A 14,582-nucleotide genomic window follows, 5' to 3' on the forward strand; every position below is an offset into this window, starting at 1 on the left:
ACACCTCGCAAAAAGCCAGGACGCAAACCCAGCCCGAGAACCCATCAGTTACACCCAAAAGTGCTACCTGAGATAGGTGAGGCTATAGCTTCTGAAGCTGAGGCGCTCGGCATCACGCAGGGGCAACTCATCGAGCAAATGTGGGCAGCCTATCGCAATTGAAGGCAACCAAACACAACCAGCGCACTACGAGCACTCCCGTTGACACATTGTGTTATGATACTTATAATGTTCAAAATCGAGGAGTATCGAACATGACCCAGCAGGCGCTTTCGGATAACACAGAAACCCAATTCAGAGACCTCTACTATCATCTCTATTCCAACAGTAGCGCCTCTCGGAGCGAGCGCATCCTCGCCGATTTGTCAAAGCTCATTCTTGTCTCAATCGCGTACGGACGAGGTGATTTTCGATCCGAAGTAGCGTTGTTTGAGAACGCTAATGGAACCGCCAATGATCTGCTCTTGAGCGCACTGAAAAAACGATTTCCCAATGCAATCCATGATGGAGAGGCGTTCTCTCTTGATGATGAATCCCTCCGCCATTCTCTCAAGCTGCTGAAGGACATCGATCTCGCAAACTCACCATCCCATACATTTGGGGACGCTTTTCAAGCGCTTATGGGTCCCCGACTTCGAGGCGATAAAGGCCAGTTTTTCACACCACGCTCGGTTGTTCGAGCAATGGTGAGCATCCTTGAGCCACATGCCGGTGAAATGATCATTGATCCGGCATGTGGAACTGGGGGATTTCTTTCCGCGGCCTTGGACCATTTGCAGGAAGAAAATGCTCCAGGGACATTGGTTGGCATAGACAAGGATAGCGACCTTTCATTGCTTGCTTCTGCACTTTCGGAAGTGCACAGCGGTGACCAAAAAGTACAAGTCGTGAACGCAAACTCGCTCTCTTTGTCTGCGCTCTCCGATGCGGGCGTGCAGTTCGGGGAATATGACCTAGTTCTGACAAACCCGCCGTTCGGATCGAAGATAGGCATCACTGACAAAGAAACTCTGTCGCGCTTCGATCTTGGTCATGTGTGGGAAAATGGGAAGGGCAAGGCTGGATGGTCCAAAACGGATTTGGTGAGACCGACACAAGATCCGCAAGTGCTCTTCGTTGAGCTATGCGTGAGACTTCTCAAGGACGGTGGTCGGATGGGGATTGTCCTTCCCGAAGGATTGTTCGGCAACAATCGATCTGGCTACGTTTGGGACTACCTCCGCGCAGAGGGGTCAATTGAGGCATTGATTGACTGCCCGCGCACCACGTTCCAGCCTGGGACTGACACAAAGACGAACATTTTGTTTTTTAGAAAAGGCGCTAAAGCGAAGAAGGTTTGGGTGTCTGTTGCCTATACCTGCGGCCATGACCGCAGAGGGCGAAGCGTTCTTGCAGATGGTCGAAAGGTCCCTGACGATTTCGAAAGGATTGCAAAAGACTGGAAGCTAAAACCATCGGCCCGCTCCATATGGAGCGCGGTGAGCCTTGAAAATCCATACTACTTGGTGCCCAGGTACTATGATCAGCTTCTGACAGATGAGGTGTCATCCGACGCGGAGAAAATCGGCGCCCCCGTGACGACATTAGGCAAGCTTGTACGAGAGGGCATGATAACAATCCGCAAGGGGCATGAGGTAGGTTCCGAAGCCTATGGCTCGGGAGAAATCCCGTTTATCCGAACATCAGACATTCACAACTTTGAGGTGTCGTATGATCCGACAAATTGTGTCAGTGAGGAGGTTTATCTGAAATACCGCGATCAGCAGAACCTGAAGGGCGGAGACATCTTCATGGTTGTCGATGGTCGCTACAAAATCGGTCGATGCTCCATCTTGCATGACTGGAACAAAGCGTGTGTAGCGCAAAGCCACCTACGTATAATCTCTCTTACAGAGAAAGCTAATTTCTCGCCTTACGCTCTTCTCTACGGTCTGTCGCTTCAAAGTGTCCAAGCGGAGATTAGGCGGTTGGTGTTTATCCAATCTACGCTTGGTGGACTCGGGCAGAGAATCAATGAGATCAGGTTGCCCGATCCGAGGCACTCGAATGGATGGGGGGAGAACCTTTGTAGGTTCGAGGCGGCTATTGCCGAACGCGCAGCGCACGCCTCTTACCTGAAGTCATTTGGGAATGAGATTGAGCTATGAGAGGTGCGCATCTACTCGCGCAACAATACTACGAATCCAGTCATAGAAATCTTGAAGGCTAAGACTGCCTTGAGCAATGTTGCACTCCCGATGAGCAAACCCGACGTTGTCGGGGTTGTGCATACGGGGATTTGCATGGGCGGTTTCGATATGTGCGCGACCCCTTTGCGCGTTTTCGAACAGCTTGAAGTCAAGGTGATCCCGACAGACGATACATCGTGTGGAGTTAGGCCTAAAGGCGTCAAACCTGGCTTCAAGATATTGAAGAATTTCCGGTGGGGCAGGGGGCGCGTTACGCATTTGGTACACGTTAAGGGCTAGTTTGGCTGCAACTTCCATACAGTCTTCGTAGGTTGCAGCCTTCTCGCGCAGCTTTGCTTGCACCTGTGGTTTCATGGCCGCGATGTTGATGCCGAAACGTGAGTGCAGTTCGTCATCTGGAAGGAGCATTACCCAACGGTCGATGCGGTTTGGGCCTGCGTCATCACTTTTCCAAGCTGCGCCGGTTGTTTTTGTTGCGTCTCGTTTGATTTTGGCTTCAACGCGAGGGGCGACCTGCTTGAGGTGTGCAAGGTATGGAAACTCCTCACACTTTCCGGTGTGACCGGCAGGCTTATAACACCGGCGCTTAATCAAGTCTTCGTATCTTGATCGCCCAGCAATAGGTTTGTAGCAGAGCTCGATTGTCACTCTTCGTCCCCTCCAAACAGGTCGGCAGGAGAGCAACGAAGTGCCTGCGCAATCTGAAATACGATGTCGATGGTTGGGTTGCGGTCACCACGCTCGATTCCGCTTACATATGTTCTATGCAAACCAGAAATTTCGGCAAATTCTTCCTGACTAAGGCCGCTATCAAGCCGCCTACGCCTAACCTCTAAACCAAGTTGTTTTATAAGCTGCTCATTTTTCACACTTTGTTTTGTTTCAGTGTGCACTATGAGTCTACAGACGATGAGTAACAAATGGGCGGTCTAATCAGGCCCGTCGCACCGTCCGCTCGCTCACTTTGAACAGCCGCGCGATCTCCGAAAGCGCGCGTTGTTCATCGTCGCGCATCCGCCGCACCTCGGCTTTCTGGGCAGGCGTAAGGGCAGGGGGCCTGCCGCCGATCCGTCCTTGTTTACGAGCGGATTCCAAACCTTCCCTTGTCCGCTCAGAAATCCGCTCACGCTCAAACTGAGCGATAGAGGCGAAGACATGAAACACCAGACGCCCCGCCGGCGTCGTCGTGTCGATATCTTCAGCCAGAGACCGGAAACCGGCACCGCGTTCACGGATCGTCTCTACGATCTCCAAGAGGTCCTTCAGCGACCGCGCCAGACGGTCATACTTCGTGACGGTCACAACGTCGCCGTTGCGGAGCTGCTCCATCATCTTGTCCAGCTCTGGCCGCGCGCGCCTCGATCCGCTGATTTTTTCTGCAAAGACCTTTTCGGCACCGGCTGCCAAAAGGGCGTCTATCTGTGAATCCAGACTCTGGTCGTCAGTGCTGACGCGGGCATATCCGATGATCATGCCTTACTGTGACAAAAACCTGCCAAAACAGCAAAGGTTTTGCTGGGGGTTTTTGTCCTAGCTAAGCGCTTGATCCTGCGCAGGGTATGGCGTTTGGACGCAAACGACCGTTTTCGCCCGGTGGCGTCACTTGTCTGTTCATATGATCGGGCGACCATGTGCGTACGCGATACTCAATGAAGGAAGTTGCGAGGCACCCCGCCTTCGCGACCATGATAAAAGACAAAGTTAACGTTCATCCAAAAAAACAACGCCGGAATATTGAAATTAGAATGAGTCGCCTCACATTTCGCGCGCGCGAAATGAAGGCTCTCAACACCTGAACTCTGACATCTAATCTCTAGGCAATTTTCTTATTTATTTTCAGATATTTACGAGTAGATATCAGAAAACTTTTATTTTTATCACCCTCAAACCTAGACCCAAGAAAATAAAAAAACATATCGGCTCCATTCGAAACACACTTGCTTCAAGGGAGCCTAAAATGAACAAGTCCATTACACTGAATGATAACTGCCTGAACACAATGCGAGGCATTCTCTCAAATAGCGTCTCAGCAATTATTACAGACCCACCCTACGGTGGTGTTGTCCCTACAAAGTGGGACGTTACAGACGATCTGCGCGCCATCTGGGAAGAGGCATTCCGCATTATGAAACCCGGCGCTTATCTTGTGGTGTTTGGAGACCACAAGCGCTTTCATCATACGATAGTTGAGTTGGAAAGCGTTGGATTTCAACTTATCAGTGGAATGGGTTGGGAATATCCGAACGGCACCCCCGCCTGCCAAAAAATTGATGACTTGCACCACGCTCGCGTCAAGCCTGGACACGAGCCCTTTGGCTTGTTCATTAAGCCGATTCTGGAAAAAACCTACAAGAAGCAACGTGAAATTCACGGAAATTCAGGATTGCGCGTTAAGAATACAGTTCCCGGCGTCAGTATGACGTCTACAATTCTTCAATACAAAAAACCCACGCCAACGGAGCGAGATTTGGGGGTGGAACACTTTCCAAAGCAGCGCGTGTATGACCGTCAGGAAAGCGACCGTTCTCTCCATAAAACAGTTTACCGCAAAAATCACGGCCCCTGCGTGAAGCCAATCGCCCTGATGTCTCACTTGTGCAATCTCATTGCCTCTCCGGGTGATACCATTCTCGACCCATTTATGGGCACCGGGGCTACTGGTATGGCCGCAATTTGGTCTGGAATGAACTTCATAGGGGTCGAGCAAGATAAGTCTTATTATGAGGTAGCCAAATTCAGAATTGAATATGCTCTAAATAATTCAGCCCCAAAATTCCCATTGAAGGCCGCAATGCGGAGACAAATTGCAAAGACGGAAAAATCGTTTTCAAATCCTGCATCACACACGACGCCCTGGATATATTCGGATACTGATTTGAGGACGCTTTTGCCCCTACGCCGACCAATCCGGGTCAAACGTGCAATTCAGAAACTCTTGGCAAGCGCCGCAACGGTTTTGAGCAATGCCTTCAATTCAATTAAGCGCACGACCGATAATAGCCAAATTTCGGGCCGATGGGATGCGAAAAAGACAGTGTCCATTACTGGTATCGCCCCAAACGGTCACACTCTTCCATTTCACATACTACCCTTCGTAGAGATGCTCCCCCTGGCATTCCACAATAAGAACTGGGCCATCGGCCAACATCGCGACCGGGTCTGGGTAGAGTTTTCCGTAAATCATTTCCCGTCAAAAATGCAGAAAATAATACTCATCGGCATTCACCAAATTCCTGCTAATGAAGGAGGACATTCCTATTTCTATGGCCTTGGATATGAATGCTACCGGGCGTGGCTTGAATATACAGGGAGATTATGGAAACATTCGGTGGGAAACCGCGAGGACCACAGTCCGCTCTGGCATGGGATTAGCCGACTATCCTTGATGAACGTTATTTCGACCCCGGCCTTATCACTGATACGTATCGGCATCGGTTTATTCGCAGCACGGAACCAGAACCCTTTGTTGTCGCTCATATCGCACGCTCCCAACCACACGGTGCGCCTTGGGCCACCGCGCGCGCGGCGGCCCAAGGACCCAAACGTTGAAGAAATTTCTTTGGTCTTTGGGTGTTTGAACCAATCTTCAAGGTGTCGGGCGGGGACGGTGCCATAGTAGACCGCCGCATAGGCGGCTTAGTAATATCGACCCTCTTGAAGGATTAGGACAAACGCCAAACCCGCCCGACGCTGGCTCCGTAAACAAAACGCCCCCGGCCTTTCGGTCGGGGGCGTTTTCGTGTGGGGCCGCTTATTCAGCGGCCACCGTTTGGCTTGCCTCGGTCAGGCCCTGGACAAAGTCCAAGGCCTTTTGTGCTTCGGATGCTGCGCGGAAGATGGCGCGGTTGTCCTCCTTCATCGCTTTCATCCAGCCTTCAATATAAGCCCCGCTCTGGTCAAAATCCGGAGTCAGGCCAAGGGTCGCACAGATCAGGCAATTGCCGATTTCCGCCACCAGCTCTTCGAAGGCGTAGGACTTTCGGTCGCTGTGCCGCTTGAACCTGTCCAGCCGTTTGTCCGCGCCGGTCCAATGCGTCAGCTCGTGGGCCAAGGTGGCATAGTAGCCATTGCTGTCGTGGAAGGTGTTCGCCTCGGGCATGTGGATGTAGTCGCCGCCGATGTTGTAGAACGCGCGCGGCTGGTCGCTGTGCCGGATGTCCGCGCCTGTGGCGTGAAAGAAGGCGTCCAGCTCGGGGTCGCGCTCGGTGCCCAAATCACGCGCCGGGTCTGGCTTGTTGTAGAACTCTTCGGGCAAGCCGTCGATCTGATCGGCGTTGAACACGCGGTAGGACTTGGCAAAAGGAATGACCTTGGTTTCGCCCTCGTTGGCGTCGTCTTCGATTTCGGTCTTGGCGAAGTACACCACCTGCGATGACTTCTCACCCTTGCGCACGGCCCCGCCAAGGTCCTTGGCTTGCTTGAATGTCATCCAGCGTGCAGATGTGTAGCCTTTGCTTGCCGCGATGGACCACAACACCAAAACGTTGATCCCCTGATACGGCTCGCCAGTGTGCCGCTGGGGCAGACCTGCGCCCCCTGCGCCGCCGGTCCAAGGCTTGCGCCACGGTGCGCACCCGGCCTCGATTGCCGCGATGATCTGATCGGTGATCTCTTGGTGAATGTTCAATTTCTGTTTCGTCATAATGCTCTCCGTTTTTGAATGCACCGACGATGTGCGTTCGGTTTCAGATCCCGGAAGAAGATTTCTGACCGTCGGCTGGTGTGCTGTGATCGGTCGGGTCCTGTTCCGAAAATCAGTGCTGATTTCAGGACTGACGCCGCAGGCGCCTGTTCCTGCAAATCTGCCACGTGGCGAACGCGGGAGGGGGCGAGGCAAGTTTTGAAAAGCGGAGGGGTATCACCCGGCAACGCAGCGCGGCGTCAGCCGTGACCGTTGTTGGGGAAACCGCTTTTCAATGCTTGCCCGAGGGGGAGGGCGGCGCCCTCACCCTGACTTTTGGTGGTTCTGGATGTGATCGAAGAAAGAAACGCTCTGAATAGGGTTTCAGCTTGTGTTTCCTCAACTGTCGCAAGGGATAAGGCCCTACGAAATAGACATAAAATCGACTTTCAATTGCTACCGCGACAGTTGAAGCCTGTTTTTCATTTCTCTGTACGGAAACAGGTGCCAAAACTGTTTTGGCCCTATGGTCTTAGGGAACTTGGGCGCAAGGCGACGAACTATCGCGAGATCACAGTCATCTTCAAAATTATGAATTAAAATCAATATCTTGCCGCCTCTAAGGGCGTCACCAAACCGTCGCAGTCGTTCCGGCCAAGATTTTTCTGACTGGGCACAGCAAAAAATATTTTGGTTTGTTCTGCGTTTGTACCCAGCTCCTGATCGCAACAGGAGACGATTACGCCATGAGACACATTCACATCCCCAAACCAGACTACATCGGAACAACACCTGAGATAGTTGCGCGCTTACTGCGCGCCAGCAATCCGGGTCTTTCGTATCGCGACCGAAGCGCCTTGACCCGCGCCACCCTTGGGCGGCGCTTCATGGACAAGGAGGTCTGCGTGCTGCGTGCGCCCGGAAACGACAAGCGCATGATCGCGGTGGACACGCCCTTGCCGCCGCTGGCCCGATCACATGTCGAAAGCAAAGCCATCATCCGGTGGGTTGATGACAACGGGACCATCATCCTCGAACCCATCAAATAACCCCCTTCCGAAACATTACGGAGCCAAACCTGCCATTTGAAAGGAAATAGTTATGGAGCATCACAGCAAGCAATACAGACGCATCAAGAAAGCGCTGGCCAAAGCGCGCAAAGACGAGATCATCGCGCTCAACAACCCGGACAACGCCGTCATCGAAGATGAAAGACCTCGCCCCAGAGAACCCGAGATCTCTGCCGTTTTAGCCCGAGCTGGCGCGAGATTTGATCTCAGCGAACTGGGCAATTCTGATCGGTTGCTGGCCAGGTACGGCGACAGAATGGCCTATGTCGTAGGAGCTGACTGGGTCGTTTTCGATGGCCGCTGCTGGGACCGGTATTCAGGAAAAGAACGTGCCATGGGGATGGCCGGGGAGATTGCCCGTGCGATCAAGTTTGAATGCCAGCACCTGGACGAAGGAGAAGTGCCATTCCGTTTGCAATGGGCAGAGCGTTCCGGTCGGGCCAGTTCGATCAGGGGGGCGTTAGACCTGGCAAAGCCAGCGGTTCTGATGCCGCTCGACGCATTCGACAAACAGCGGCACCTATGGAATGCTCAGAACGGCACGCTTGATCTGACCACTGGACAGATCGCACAGTTTTCTCCCGCCAATATGATGACGGGGATGGGACCACTCCACTATGACCCGAAGGCGCAGTGCCCAGCATGGGACGCGTTCATCACTGATATCACCTGCGGTGACCGCACGCTCGCCGGATTTCTCCAACGCGCAGTCGGGTATTCGATGTTCGCGCATCAGGAAGAACAAGTCGCCTTCTTCCTCACGGGCGATGAAACGAATGACAAGATGAACGGGAGCAACGGCAAAAGCCTGTTCCTTGCGATCATGGCTGCGGTCTTCGGGCAATACCAAACCGGCGTGGACAAAGGGCTGATCACGCAAGACGCGCGCAAATCCGGGATCAACAGCGATGTGGCGGCTTTGTCGGGCAAACGCCTTGCCATCGGCGGTGAGTTCGAGCGCAACGATGTGCTGGCCGAACGCGAGTTCAAAAGGCTGACTGGTGAAGACGTGATCAAGGCGCGCTTCCTGCGGCAGGAGTATTTCGATTTCTATTCCATGGCGACGCTCTGGTACGCGACGAATTACATGCCGCTCATCCAGAGCCAGGACGCCGGGGTCTACCGCCGCACGATCATCATCCCCTTCCTTGCCAAGTTTCACGACGCCCACGAACGCCCCGAAGGCGGAAAAGTCAAAGACACGAAATTGAAGGCCCGATTGTTGGCCGAACTGGACGGCATCTTTCGCTGGTGCGTCGAGGGCGCGGTGGCCTATGCCCAAGGTGGGTTGAATGTGCCGGGGCATCTATATGCCGTCCGCAACGCCAAGAAGAACGCCTTCGACCCGTTGTCGGACTTTGCTGCCATCTGCCTCGATATAGGCATCGACAAGGTTGAACAGGCGGGCAACCTATTCCGGGCCTATGAACGCTTCGCCGAAGTCAATGAAGGCCAGAAGTTCACAGGCACCGCCTTTGGCCGTCGCCTGAATGGTATGGGCATTGTCAAAGATGCAGAGTTGTCCAAGCGGCTGGTATATCGTCGCGGGGCTTGCCTGAATGAGGTCGGTAAGGCCTATTTCAACGGCACGCGCGGCCTGATTGAACTCGAAAAACAGGACCGATCTGAGCATCTGCGCGTCGTGTGACACATCACCGATCGCGCTGACGCTGTGAGAGCGCTTTGCGGGCTTCCTGCTGCCAAAAGCGCTCCCAATCCCGTGCTTCGCGTCTGCGCGCCTGTTCCTCATCCTGTGCCACATCGCTGGGCGGTGCGATGGGCGTCGCCGTGTCCTTGGACTGGCCCGGCTCCGCACGGTTCTTGCCCGTGTTGGGCGGGGGCGTTGGTTCGTCGAACAGGACAGAGGCCGTGGCGATTTGCGAAACGGCCCTCCCTGTGGCCTGCCAGATTGCCCGGTGTGCGGCATTGGCGGTCTTCCGGGCGGCGGCATAGGCAAGGTAGGATGCCACGCGTTTCGGGGTCGACGGCAAAGCGCGACCCGTGATCATGGCCGCGCGCGTTGCCGCTTGGTGTTTGCGCAGCATCGCATTGACCTTAGGGCCGCGATGAACACCGGGAATGTAGTCCGGGCCATCGCCCTGCGGTTTCCGGCCCAGATTGACACGGGTGACGGCTCCGACGCGAACAAGCTCCGCGTTCACGCGCTTTTCCCAATCCTTGCGCCGCCGTTCAATTTCAACCTTGCCCTGCTTGGCGTCGGTCAGTTCGCGCACCTTCGCGCCAAAGACCGGGCGGCCAGCGCCGTTGGCGGTCATCCTCCGATCCGTCTCGACAATGTGAATGTGCCAGTTCTTTGCGCTCTCGCCATGGGCTTCGGGGTTTGGCGCGTGCAGTGCCCATGTGCTGGCGATGCCGTACTGGTCCCTGAGCCACAGGCAATGACCGCGCGCGACTCGCTGTGCCGCCTCGTGTCCGCCCTCGCACAATTCATGGGGAAGCGCGATCACCGTCTGGCGTCCGGGCCGCTCGTTGACTTTCTTGGCCGCGTGTTCGGCACCGTTCCAAAGTTCCGCAAGGGTCCAGCCCTGCGCACCGTCCGGGCCAACGATCTCCCAATGCAGCACATCGCCTTGATCATCCTTGCGCCAGAAGGTCTTGTCCCGGCGCTCATCGTGCAGAGCCTCGCCGGTGATATAGGCAGCATAGTAGACCACGCTTTGGTCCTTGCGCCGCGCAATCGGTTGGGTCTTGTAGTGCACCGCCTTGCTCGCGGTCAGGTTCATTCCGTTTGTCATGAGCTGCCTCCTTGTCTCGAAATCTGAAAGGTCAATTCCGAGATAGGTCCAAGCGGTAGCGATCTGAAAAAGCGCGATGTTTGCCATGGAAACTGAGGGCGATTTCGGGCAAGCCCGCCGCAGGCGGTGGCGATCAGTCCCGACGCTGCAAACACAGTTTGCGTAATTGCGCCTTTCAGGATCTTTCCTCGCGCGCCTCACTTCCTCCGGTCAAAATTTCCCCTGTGCGCACTGCACAGACAATTCCGCGCGCCAAGATTTGGGATCACCCAACCTTCTTTCCTATGTCCTGAAAGACACCAGCACAGGAGGGGTCGATGGCACGGATCACACAAGCACAGGTCGAGAAGGCCATTCGATTGGCACAAGAAAAAGAACGGGCGTTCAAGGAACAGGAACGCAAGGCAGAAAGCCGCAAGAAGGTCATCCTTGGCGGTCTCATCCTTCTGGCTGCGCGGAACATCGAACGGGACGGATTGCCAAAGGACAAAGCCGTGGGCTTCTTCCAATTCCTCGCCAATCAAAAAGGCATCGCCCTGCGCGATGCGCGTTTCCTCGCGGAGCGCTTGGAAGAGGGCTATGCCGCCCCGTTTCAGGAGGCCACTGCCCGATTGGAGGCGCAATGTGCGGATTTCAATTCGGGAGGGTCACAGTGATGGAAAAATTTCCTTGGGACGACGATGCAATTTCTGGGTCGGCACATAACGCCACAAACGAGCCGCCACGCTCTATGTCAGCCCGTGAACTTGGGGCGCTTGCTCTGCCCGTGGACGATCCGTTCTGGATGTCGTCCGAAGCCTTCGACGCGCATCTTGCAGAGGTTAACGCCCAGCAAGCCGAACAGGCGAACAGGCTTGGACCTGATGCGCCCGCAGCGCAAAATATCCGCGTGGCGTCTCCCAGCCGTGCACCCTTGCCCTCGCTTGACCCGCGCAAGAAGGGGCCAGCCGTGGCCGAACTCCCCGAAGCCGTACGCCGCGCGGTCGAGATCATCGCCACACCACACGCCTCTGAAGATCAGACCATCGGGTCCGCTGCGTATCTGCTGAAGTGGTATCAAACCGAATATCAACGCCGCCCGACGCTGAAGGGAATGGTCGGGTGGTGGTGGAGGGCGGCCCGCCGCCGAGTTGATATCAGGGGTCTTTGGGTCGATGAAACCCGGCTCATCTGGAAAACTAACGAACGTCAGGACGCGCTCGACCCGGCTTGCGCGCCAGTGAATGCCTTCTACGGTGTATTGGCCCATCACGCGGCCCGCGTGTTCATTACAGCGCAGGGCCACAACCCCGATCAGGGTGCGGGCCGAAAACTTATGCGAGGGGCTGGCTTCTCATCTTCTAACAGGCCGCTCAAAAAGGTCCGAAACGCGCAGCTCTCGCCTCGCTCGTCAGGTCCCGACGCTACGCGTTTTCATCAGCTAAACGAGAGAAGCCGAAAAGTGACGCGCATTGGCGTCGAAATCGACTTCGCCGGAGTTTTTCAGCAGCCTGCTAAGGGGGTCAAACGTTGTGGAGTGGCTATGTCTCTACGCTGATCTGTTTGTCTCGGTTTCTGTGTTATATATGTGTTAGAATCTGTGTTACACACCTAGTTAACCCATGAAAGCCTTTGAAATAAAAGGTTATTTATAACACCCGGGTAACTGATAACACGAAACTCGGTAACTGAAATCCTACTTTTGGTAACTGATAACACGAATCTTGACTGCGGTAACTAAAACCACGAATGTCGCTTCATGGTAACTGATAACACGAATGCCCTCGCCCCGCTCCTGCCGGATCGCCATCCGCAGCATGATCTGTTCATCTGTGATGTTGCTGACGCTGTCCTGAAGGACGTGATGCAGCACATGGAGCATCCGTTTTATTCCCTCTCAAAGAAGCCTGAGACGACGATCAAACGCTATGAGAATGGCGATAAGTGGCTTCAGATAACGCCGAGCGTGAAAGGCTTGGCGACAATCTACGACAAGGACATTCTGATCTACTGTATCAGCCAGATCATGGCGAAGCTGAAAGAAGGCGAAGCCGTTTCGCCCCGTGTCCGCATCAACTCCAGAGAACTGCTTATCTTCACCAACCGGGGCACAAGTGGCCGGGAATACCAGTCCTTGCTCGATGCCCTTGATCGCCTTGAGGGCACGCGGATCAGGACAAACATTGTCACTGGCGATGAAGAGCAAGTCGATGGTTTTGGCCTGATCGACGCCTCCTCGATCCGCCGAAAGCAGGGTTTGGATGGGCGCCTCCTATGGTGTGAAGTGCAGCTGTCAGATTGGGTTTTCAACGCAATCCGAAACGAAGAGGTGCTGACTCTCCACCGGGACTACTTCCGCCTGCGCAAGCCCATTGAAAGACGGGTGTACGAGATCGCCCGGAAGCACTGTGGGCAACAGAAAACCTGGCGCATCACTCTGGCCAAGTTGCTGCTTAAGACAGGGTCTCAAAGTCCACAGAAGCGCTTTCGGCAGATGGTTCGACAACTCGCTGAGCATGACCATTTGCCGGATTACCACGTCACCTTTGAAGATGATGCCGACATGGTAGTGTTCACCAATCGAGGCACCATGTCAGCATCCCGGCTTGTTGAAGGCACTGTTCCGCCGTTGCAGGCCGATACCTATGAGGAAGCGCGTCATGCGGCTCCCGGCTGGGACGTTCGTTTCTTAGAGCGTGAGTGGCGAGACTGGTGTGTTGAGCCGCCCCGCAATGCCGACCGGGCTTTCATTGGGTTTTGCCGAAAGTGGTTCGAGAAGCGAGGCAGGCCTTGAGATTAAAATCCGGTTATCGAAATAAATCCGGTTGCAGGTTTATTTTAGGTGTTGGATTTATTACCGGTACGAGATACAAATCCGGTAACAATAAATAGGCAGGATCGAGCAATGCCCGTCATCGTCATGGCAAGCCCCAAAGGTGGGGTTGGGAAGTCCACATGCGCTGTGATCCTGGCGTCCCAGTTCGCTCGCATGGGGGCGGATGTCACGGTGCTTGACTGTGACCCCAACAAGTCCCTGACCAGATGGGCATCGCATGGCACGCCTGCAGGCGTCACGCTCAGGAGCGAGGTTGGGCGTTCAGAAATCGTCCCGACCATTCGGAGCGCCGATGGTGATGGCAAAATTGTCATTGTGGACTTGGAAGGTGTTGCGTCTCAGCTCGTCAGCCGCGCCATTTCCCAAGCGGACCTGGTAATTGTTCCAATGCAGCCGACAGCGCTCGATGCGGAGATCGGCTCGGAGGCATTGGCGTTGGTTCGCGAAGAGGAAGAAGCCCTTGGGCGCTCAATCCGACACGCTGTGGTTCTGACCAAAACGAGTGCAGCCGTCAAAAGCCGCGTCCAGAAGGAACTGGAAGAGCAACTCAGAGGGGCAGGGATCGACGTGATCGAGCCGTCCCTGGTCGCGCGCGCAGCGTTCTCGGAACTGTTCGCCTATGGGGGCGATCTGACAGCGATGATGAATGACCCGGAGATGGTCACAGGTGGCAAGGTAGATAAGGCGTTGGCAAACGCTCAGGCATTCGCGGAGGCTGTATATGAACGGCTCAAATAGACTTGCGGGGCTGAAAGCCCGTCCGAAGGATACGACCGTTGAAGAGGTCCGCCGTGTGGACGAGGTCGGAGAGGCGAGGGGCTTTCTTGACAGGACACCTCGCAAAAAGCCAGGACGCAAACCCAGCCCGAGAACCCATCAGTTACACCCAAAAGTGCTACCTGAGATAGGTGAGGCTATAGCTTCTGAAGCTGAGGCGCTCGGCATCACGCAGGGGCAACTCATCGAGCAAATGTGGGCAGCCTATCGCAATTGAAGGCAACCAAACACAACCAGCGCACTACGAGCACTCCCGTTGACACATTGTGTTATGATACTTATAATGTTCAAAATCGAGGAGTATCGAACATGACCCAGCAGGCGCTTTCGGATAACACAGAAACCCAATTCAGA

General features: G+C 54.7%; 13 protein-coding genes. 8 read left to right on the forward strand and 5 right to left on the reverse strand.

The window, feature by feature from the left end:
* The first annotated feature begins 254 nt into the window (after positions 1-254).
* Entirely contained in the window at positions 255-2,147 is a 1,893-nt protein-coding gene (locus E4Z66_RS19360; RefSeq protein WP_136464739.1) for an N-6 DNA methylase, read from the forward strand.
* Here E4Z66_RS19360 and E4Z66_RS19365 read toward each other — a convergent pair.
* The 3 genes from E4Z66_RS19365 to E4Z66_RS19375 all read right to left on the reverse strand — a co-directional run bounded on the left by E4Z66_RS19365 (position 2,142) and on the right by E4Z66_RS19375 (position 3,662).
* Positions 2,142-2,837 (reverse strand): hypothetical protein, encoded by a 696-nt coding sequence (locus tag E4Z66_RS19365; RefSeq protein WP_136464740.1) that lies wholly within the window; start codon positions 2,835-2,837, stop codon positions 2,142-2,144. The two genes, E4Z66_RS19360 and E4Z66_RS19365, sit on opposite strands and share 6 nt — an antisense overlap.
* Positions 2,834-3,058 carry a helix-turn-helix domain-containing protein gene (locus E4Z66_RS19370; RefSeq protein WP_136464741.1) on the reverse strand — a complete coding sequence of 75 codons (225 nt, stop codon included), beginning with the start codon at positions 3,056-3,058 and terminating at the stop codon, positions 2,834-2,836. Before E4Z66_RS19370 ends, E4Z66_RS19365 begins: the two co-directional genes overlap by 4 nt.
* 64 nt (positions 3,059-3,122) lie before the next feature.
* Positions 3,123-3,662 (reverse strand): recombinase family protein, encoded by a 540-nt coding sequence (locus E4Z66_RS19375; RefSeq protein WP_136464742.1) that lies wholly within the window; start codon positions 3,660-3,662, stop codon positions 3,123-3,125.
* 484 nt (positions 3,663-4,146) lie between these two features.
* Here E4Z66_RS19375 and E4Z66_RS19380 point away from each other — a divergent pair, with 484 nt between their 5' ends.
* Complete coding sequence (locus tag E4Z66_RS19380) at positions 4,147-5,805, forward strand: DNA-methyltransferase (RefSeq protein WP_136464743.1); 1,659 nt, start codon at positions 4,147-4,149, stop codon at positions 5,803-5,805.
* 135 nt (positions 5,806-5,940) lie between these two features.
* Here E4Z66_RS19380 and E4Z66_RS19385 read toward each other — a convergent pair whose 3' ends face one another.
* Complete coding sequence (locus tag E4Z66_RS19385; protein WP_136464744.1) at positions 5,941-6,831, reverse strand: ArdC family protein; 891 nt, start codon at positions 6,829-6,831, stop codon at positions 5,941-5,943.
* Positions 6,832-7,556: 725 nt separating this feature from the next.
* Between E4Z66_RS19385 and E4Z66_RS19390 the strand changes: the two genes are divergently transcribed.
* On the forward strand, positions 7,557-7,859 hold the full coding sequence (locus E4Z66_RS19390; RefSeq protein ID WP_136464745.1) for a hypothetical protein: 303 nt from the start codon (positions 7,557-7,559) through the stop codon (positions 7,857-7,859).
* Positions 7,860-7,911: 52 nt separating this feature from the next.
* Complete coding sequence (locus E4Z66_RS19395) at positions 7,912-9,528, forward strand: DNA primase family protein (RefSeq protein ID WP_136464746.1); 1,617 nt, start codon at positions 7,912-7,914, stop codon at positions 9,526-9,528.
* A 4-nt stretch (positions 9,529-9,532) separates the two neighbouring features.
* Here the strand turns inward: E4Z66_RS19395 and E4Z66_RS19400 are convergent, their stop codons facing one another.
* Positions 9,533-10,636 (reverse strand): MobA/MobL family protein, encoded by a 1,104-nt coding sequence (locus tag E4Z66_RS19400; protein ID WP_168797843.1) that lies wholly within the window; start codon positions 10,634-10,636, stop codon positions 9,533-9,535.
* A 317-nt stretch (positions 10,637-10,953) separates the two neighbouring features.
* Here E4Z66_RS19400 and E4Z66_RS19405 point away from each other — a divergent pair, with 317 nt between their 5' ends.
* From E4Z66_RS19405 to E4Z66_RS19420, 4 genes are all read left to right on the forward strand, one after another.
* A complete protein-coding gene (locus tag E4Z66_RS19405; RefSeq protein ID WP_136464748.1) occupies positions 10,954-11,292 on the forward strand; it encodes a hypothetical protein in 339 nt (112 codons plus the stop codon).
* Positions 11,292-12,173: a hypothetical protein gene (locus E4Z66_RS19410; RefSeq protein WP_136464749.1), complete on the forward strand. Its 882-nt coding sequence runs from the start codon at positions 11,292-11,294 to the stop codon at positions 12,171-12,173. Before E4Z66_RS19405 ends, E4Z66_RS19410 begins: the two co-directional genes overlap by 1 nt.
* A gap of 201 nt (positions 12,174-12,374) precedes the next feature.
* The gene (locus E4Z66_RS19415; RefSeq protein WP_136464750.1) at positions 12,375-13,409 is read left to right on the forward strand and encodes a replication initiator protein A; all 1,035 of its coding nucleotides are present in this window, start codon (positions 12,375-12,377) and stop codon (positions 13,407-13,409) included.
* Positions 13,410-13,520: 111 nt separating this feature from the next.
* On the forward strand, positions 13,521-14,189 hold the full coding sequence (locus tag E4Z66_RS19420) for a ParA family protein (RefSeq protein WP_136464751.1): 669 nt from the start codon (positions 13,521-13,523) through the stop codon (positions 14,187-14,189).
* Positions 14,190-14,582: the final 393 nt, after the last annotated feature.

The sequence above is a fragment of the Aliishimia ponticola genome, assembly GCF_004803475.1.
In the GTDB taxonomy this organism is placed as follows: Bacteria; Pseudomonadota; Alphaproteobacteria; order Rhodobacterales; family Rhodobacteraceae; genus Aliishimia; species Aliishimia ponticola.

Excerpts from the sequence above, each read along its gene's own strand:
- E4Z66_RS19380 (WP_136464743.1), top strand. The coding sequence starts at position 4,147 with ATGAACAAGTCCATTACACTGAATGATAACTGCCTGAACACAATGCGA.
- E4Z66_RS19390 (WP_136464745.1), top strand. The coding sequence starts at position 7,557 with ATGAGACACATTCACATCCCCAAACCAGACTACATCGGAACAACACCT.
- E4Z66_RS19415 (WP_136464750.1), top strand. The coding sequence starts at position 12,375 with ATGGTAACTGATAACACGAATGCCCTCGCCCCGCTCCTGCCGGATCGC.
- E4Z66_RS19360 (WP_136464739.1), top strand. The coding sequence starts at position 255 with ATGACCCAGCAGGCGCTTTCGGATAACACAGAAACCCAATTCAGAGAC.
- E4Z66_RS19375 (WP_136464742.1), bottom strand. The coding sequence starts at position 3,662 with ATGATCATCGGATATGCCCGCGTCAGCACTGACGACCAGAGTCTGGAT.
- E4Z66_RS19395 (WP_136464746.1), top strand. The coding sequence starts at position 7,912 with ATGGAGCATCACAGCAAGCAATACAGACGCATCAAGAAAGCGCTGGCC.
- E4Z66_RS19400 (WP_168797843.1), bottom strand. The coding sequence starts at position 10,636 with ATGACAAACGGAATGAACCTGACCGCGAGCAAGGCGGTGCACTACAAG.
- E4Z66_RS19405 (WP_136464748.1), top strand. The coding sequence starts at position 10,954 with ATGGCACGGATCACACAAGCACAGGTCGAGAAGGCCATTCGATTGGCA.
- E4Z66_RS19410 (WP_136464749.1), top strand. The coding sequence starts at position 11,292 with ATGGAAAAATTTCCTTGGGACGACGATGCAATTTCTGGGTCGGCACAT.
- E4Z66_RS19385 (WP_136464744.1), bottom strand. The coding sequence starts at position 6,831 with ATGACGAAACAGAAATTGAACATTCACCAAGAGATCACCGATCAGATC.
- E4Z66_RS19420 (WP_136464751.1), top strand. The coding sequence starts at position 13,521 with ATGCCCGTCATCGTCATGGCAAGCCCCAAAGGTGGGGTTGGGAAGTCC.